This window comes from Caballeronia sp. RCC_10, assembly GCF_041360715.1.
In the GTDB taxonomy this organism is placed as follows: Bacteria; Pseudomonadota; Gammaproteobacteria; order Burkholderiales; family Burkholderiaceae; genus Caballeronia; species Caballeronia grimmiae.
Window position 1 is genome coordinate 1 of the sequence record NZ_JBFUPT010000079.1, and the last position, 5,823, is coordinate 5,823.

Annotated in this window: 4 protein-coding genes; 2 read left to right on the plus strand and 2 right to left on the minus strand. The window is 60.1% G+C overall.

Annotated features, from left to right (window positions below; all coding sequences use genetic code 11):
* Window positions 1–593: 593 nt before the first annotated feature.
* Both AB6804_RS31425 and AB6804_RS31430 read left to right on the plus strand, forming a co-directional pair.
* Window positions 594–1,001, plus strand: a complete 408-nt coding sequence (locus AB6804_RS31425; RefSeq protein ID WP_370889773.1) for a hypothetical protein — start codon at window positions 594–596, stop codon at window positions 999–1,001.
* A gap of 199 nt (window positions 1,002–1,200) precedes the next feature.
* Window positions 1,201–2,580, plus strand: a complete 1,380-nt coding sequence (locus AB6804_RS31430) for a hypothetical protein (RefSeq protein WP_370889774.1) — start codon at window positions 1,201–1,203, stop codon at window positions 2,578–2,580.
* Window positions 2,581–3,584: 1,004 nt separating this feature from the next.
* Here AB6804_RS31430 and AB6804_RS31435 read toward each other — a convergent pair.
* Window positions 3,585–4,052, minus strand: coding sequence for a DUF4142 domain-containing protein (locus tag AB6804_RS31435; RefSeq protein WP_370889775.1), 468 nt, complete (start codon window positions 4,050–4,052; stop codon window positions 3,585–3,587).
* A gap of 1,174 nt (window positions 4,053–5,226) precedes the next feature.
* Window positions 5,227–5,823: IS256 family transposase (locus tag AB6804_RS31440; RefSeq protein WP_370889776.1), on the minus strand; the 597-nt coding region annotated here is incomplete at its 5' end.

Genomic DNA, 5,823 nt, shown 5'->3' on the forward strand with positions numbered 1-5,823 from the left:
CATGGGCGAGGCGCTATCGGAGTTGCTGGGCGAGCAGGCCAAAGGGCTGTCAGCAAGCGTCGTGAGCCGTCTGAAGGCCGCATGGTCAGAAGAGTACGAGCAGTGGAACAAGCGTGACACACCGGCTCCTCAATCGCTGGCCGCTTGATCACGCCGTCCGACCCGCGTACACCACTCTTGACGATTGCTCGTACCTGCACGCTCGCTCATCGCATCTCGCTTTTCAGCAGAACGGCTTGACATCAAGCCGAGTCCGTGGGATGTGGCGTCGTGACTGAGTGACGTAGGCGGCTTTCTGGCGGAAGGGGCCGCGCCATGCGTCTCAGAAGCGCAACGCCGCCCCGCAGTGAGAAATCCGCATAGACTAAAACGACGCGTCTTACCTCGCCGTCCAGGTTCGTTGGCGCGCGCGACTGCCGACCGGTTCGCGCGCCAGCGAGGTGCGCGCCACATTTTCGCGCCCTGTGCACTGTTATCATTCTGTCGCGTCGGTCAAACGCAGACTTCTTTCGTTCCATCTACGCTGCATGCCTTCTCACCGCTCACGCTCGCAAGCTTTTCGATCGCTGTCTCGCAAACCTCTCAGCAAGGAGATGTTGCTGCCCCTGCCTTCGCCAGCGGCACAGACGGTTGCGTTGTCGAATCACTTAACCTTCGCGGCCTGTCGCGCCGGCGCAGGATCCGCGTATCTGTTTAACGAGCTCATCCAACTGGTCTACGTCACGTTTTTTGTGCAAGATGCGGGGTATGGCGAGACGGACATAATGGTCTATGCGCGCGCCGAAGCGGCTTTAGATTGCGGGCTGGAGCGGGCTGAGATCGAGCGGATCTGGGCGCTCGATCCAGCCGACCTGCCGTCATTTGAGGCGGTGTTGCAGGAGGCCGATCGCCAACTAGCCGCCGCACCGCGGTACGTCCATCTTGGTGCGCGAGAAAGACTCAAGCGCTTTGCTAAAAGCGGGCTCGCCTCCCCGCTCTCATCGGCCATCTCCCACCACTGACGCAGATGACCGCTTACTAACGGCGATCGCGCGACTTCGTCTCATTGGCTATGGCGACAAGTTGAGACCCGGCGCCCGACCGTGCGAGAAGCGCCAATGTTCAGCGTCGTTCAACGCTATCAGCGACGAGCGTTCGATACCGTCACTGGCCGATATAATTGAATCGTTATTTAATCTACGCATTGCACCGGAGCTCACTATGAGTCAAACCCGCGGAGGAAATGCGGGATATCGGGCCAAGCCAAACAGTCGGCGCCAACCTCATCATGCGGCAACTCCTAATCGCGCGGCGCGGGGCCAACCTTCTTCGAGAGCGAGCGAGAGTGGACCGGCGCAAACGGCGTCAATTATCAAAACTCGCTCATTGAAGTTTCTCGTCGATGTTGTGGGTGCGGAGAACATCGCGTTAGGGCTTGAGTCTAGCCTGGCGCGGGTAGCCGAACTGATCAGGGGCGAGAGGTTCACGCCTGAGACCGCCTTCCATATGGAGACTACGCTCGGGCTGCCTTCGGGCTTCTTCGATCAACATCATCCCGTTCTGTCGCCGGAGATGATCGCTCGCCTCAAGTCGCCGCTCGAGTTCGCACATACGAACGCAACGAGCGATGAAGTCGACGTCCGTGAGGCCAACACCGCCTCCGATACGCACAATCGATCACTGCTTGAGAGCAGTTTGCCCGAGAAAATGAACATGCGATCTAAGAGTTCGAAGGACGCGCCTGCCGCGGCTAAGACCCGTTCAGCTGACGTTGCGAAACAGGTAAGCGGTCGGGCTCCCGCAGCAGGGAGTTCTCCCAAGCACAACCGATCGCGTCAAGCGGCCGGGCAGGGACCTGCTCGCTCCGACGACGGCGCCGGGGTTGAGCGCATCAGACGAGCTAACCTCCACGTTCTCACTAGCCGCAACGGTTCCAAGGTCAAGCTTAGCGCCGTCATGGGCCTGAGCGGGTCGAATATGGCGCATCGACTGCACGGCAAGAAGCGCATGGATGACGCCGAAGCCGACCGTTTCACCGAGCGGCTCGGCCTGCCTCGCGGTTGGCTAGATGCACCGCGCTCGGAAGCCGAGATTCCCGAGTCCGTCATCCTGTTGCTCGCACCGGCATCGCGCGCCCAACTGCGTGGTCAAGCGTCAGAACCGTCAGCCGCCGTAGGGGACGACGGCGCGCCCAGCGCAGCCCTTCTCCGGAGCGCGGACAGCACGCTGCCGAGTATCACCCATGACGAGCCAGTCGTGGCGTCGACGACCGATGCGTTGGGCGAGAACGATGGGCTGATAGGCGGCCCGCACGCGGAGGTTGACGATGCCGTCGCCGCGTCGGCCGACGAGTCCGTTGAACAAACCACAGGTGAGGTGCCAGTCGTCGTTGCTGCAGCCGTGGCATCACCGGCGGCGCCTGCAACATCGCGGCAAACCGCCACATCGTCTATATCGGTTCTCGAAACGAGCTTGGAAGGTCTCGATGGGATTGCGCCGATTGCAGAGGCGCTGCTCAAAACGCTCGCCGGCAAAGCACGCACAGGTCGCTTGGACGAATTGAAAGCGCTCGAGCTATTGCAGCAAGCCGTACTGCTATGAACCGCTAGGCGCACGTTCTACGAGGCGGCGTCGGTGGCATCGACATCGAATAGATCCCAAGTCGTGCGGTGTGCAGCAAGCATCTCCACAGCGTCAACAGGCCGATTCCTCAGCGACGATCAACCCGACGCAGGTACGTGCCTTGCGGACACGACGCGTCGCGATACCTCCACAACTGGCTTGTTTGTATCGCGCATGCCTTGATCGGTCTTCCGACAGAGTAGACACTGCGGGTCAGATGTTTCTCGCCGTCCTTAAATGCTGAAATAGTGCAGCCGATCGAGCTAATTCATTCGTGCCCCTATGGCGGGCTAATTGCAAAGACGCTCAGTGTTAGGATAGACGTGAGTAACGAAACGCCGGGTAAGCATCAGACGCACCGGTCAACCGAGTGGGTAGAAAAGATCCCGTCTGATGTAAAAAAGAGGCCGCAACGAGAGCGGATAAGAAGTGACTTGCCGCTCGCGACTCGCCTGTTCCAGCTCTACGATTCCATCGAGACCGATACCAATTCCGAACCCGGTCGCGACTACATTCGAGCGTTGGCCAACCGGCTTGCGAGCTACAGGTACGTCCCCGGCGACATTGCGATCGCAGAGGCACTCCTAAAAAGGCATGGCTTTTAGCCGAAGGATAATGGAGACTGACGCCGGTCCGGACGATGCCCCGTTGCGCTCACCTTCGTCCCCTTTCCAGGTGACTTTGGAGTCAAATACCGGACAAGCACTAAACTCCCTCGTGCAATGGAGCGTGGCAATTTATCTCAGTGCCCGCTGCCGCCTTTTCCTGGCCCGCTAACGCGCCGGGGTCTTCACAAGCAGAACCTTATGGACGGTGCCCCGCCGTGGTCCCCGTCGTCGAGATTTCTATCCCACCTGTGATCTGGCGTGGAGGCCCGCACCGATACCTCGCAAGCTCCGGTAGGACCTGCGCCCGGGGTCGGCCTGTCGTATCGTTCTCCAACGCCGCTATGCGTCTTCCAACGACGGATAGGCCAGCGCGATCTACTGCACCGATGACATCGGCAAGTCTTGCAGTAGATGCGTCGCGTGTTGAAGGTGATCGTTTCCGATCGTCACGCCGCGCGCCGCGAATGCCTTCACGTCCGCGTCCTGGCCGCTTTGCGCCTCGCTTGCATAGAGCGCGTTGCCCATCCGATGGATATGCAACTGAGAGGTCGCATACTGATAGTCGAAGGCCGGGCCAGACATGTGTTCCAGTTCATCGTAAAGCGTTCGGTTGGCCGGGTCCATCGCTTTCAATAGACGCACGTGCTTCTGATCCGCGATCTGCGTAAGCTCGGCATTTACACGCGTGTGCTCGGCTACCATCTTCTGCCCAAACGCCCGAATTTCCGCCGATGAGCCGCGTTCCGATGCGAGCTTGCCGAGGTCGATCTCCGCCGTACTGACGCTCGCCGCCGTCAGCATGAACTGCTGATCCGTCGGGCTTACTTGCAAACCGGATTGCATCAGGCGGCAGCCCGTTGTCGCAAGCGCCACCGCGCAAAGAAGGCCCGCAAGCATACGGGCCACGCGCGGCCCAAAGGCTGAGCGAGCGACAGCAGCATACCGGTCGCTGCAGGGTGCCGGTTGAGTGCTTGACATGACGTGCGCTCCTTCATCGCAAGGGGTTATAGACGACGCTCGATAGCCGAGCATTCGCTATGCCAATTTTAACGTCGCGGCACTGACAACGGCTCTTCTCAGGCTGGGGAATACAGTTCATCGCATCCGGCTGGCAGCTCGAAAGTTGAAGGTGCAAAGGCATAACGCCCAGCCGAGGGAAACAAAAGCCGTAGCGGGCGTATTGACGCTAGCGATCCGCACCGCTTCGCGCGACGCACGGCGCCGTGCCCGAAGTGCGGACTCGTCCTCCCTGGCTGCGTCCTGCGCTTTCTGTGAGCAAACAGACTCGCCTGCCTGCGCCGCGCCGTTGTCATTACTAGCCCAATCAATGCCCTGGCTCGCCCGTCATCGCTCCGGACCAACGTCGAATCGTTGATCGCATTGAATTCTGAATCCGAATATCCCGGGCATTCAGACTAGCGAGCGGGCGTGGCCATCTCGCAACGCGAAATACGCTGAACTCTGCGAGAAGCTCCAGGCGGCGGTTTGCGTCGCAAAGCGCTCTAGTTCGAGGGTTCGCCGGGGCACCGAAGCCAAAGCCGCGTGTGGGCGCTCATCTGCGTGACCGAGAGGACTGCCCATTGCGCATAGAACCTGAGGTCGTCCTCCGGCGCCCGCCTATCGATTCAACCACGAACGTGCCACCGTGCAACGTCATATATTGCCGCCGAGAGGGTGCAAGGTGTAGCAGGAAAAACAAAACCAGATCGCGCACGCCTGCAATTCTTCAGGCCTGAGTTCTTGGATGAACTGGTGATTTTACATGGGCTCGTGATGATCCTTGGCGCGATCATGCCCGGCTTCGTCGGCTTCGCCAACTGGACGATCCCACGGCAGATCGGTGCAAGTTCGAATCAGTTCCTTCTGGCTCGCGTAGGCGCTGTCGCCGTAGACGCGCCGCTCCCTAGCCATGCAGCAGATGTGGCAGGATGCTTGTCATGCACACCGCAACAAGTCGAAGATTCGCGCGCGGAGATAAGGTCAAGTCTGGTGTACAGGCATTTGATTGCCGGCGACTTCAGGCGGCGAGTTTCTGCTGAACCGGTTGGTCGCCTTGCACCGGTTCGCCGTCCCTGAAGGCAATGCCCTCCAGCAACAGCTCGATCTTTTCGGGGCCGTTGACGCGGCGCCAGGTTTTCTCCGCTTCCTCGATTAGTTTGAATGCCAGACCAAGGAAGGTTGGTCGCGACACGCAGTTGCGCGTGCGCGTCGTACGGTGCCGCACCGTAGCGAACGTCGACTCAATCGCATTCGTGGTCCGCAAATGCTGCCAGTGCTCTGCCGGGAAGTCGTAAAACGCCAGGAGGCTTTCCCGGTCCTTCTTCAACGTTTCCGTTGCCTTCGGATATTTCGCCGCGTAGGCCGTCACGAAACGATCAAACGCGACATACGCGTCGGCGCGTGTGGCGGCCATCCAGATCGCCTGCAGATCCGCCTTTGCGCGACCCTGTTGTGACTTCGGCAGCGCATTCAGGACATTACCCATCTTGTGGAACCAGCAGCGCTGGCCTCGGGTTGCAGGAAACACTTCCTCCAGTGCGGCCCAGAAGCCCATCGCGCCATCGCCGACGGCAAGCAGCGGACCAGTCTGCAGGCCTCTCGATTTCAAGTCGAG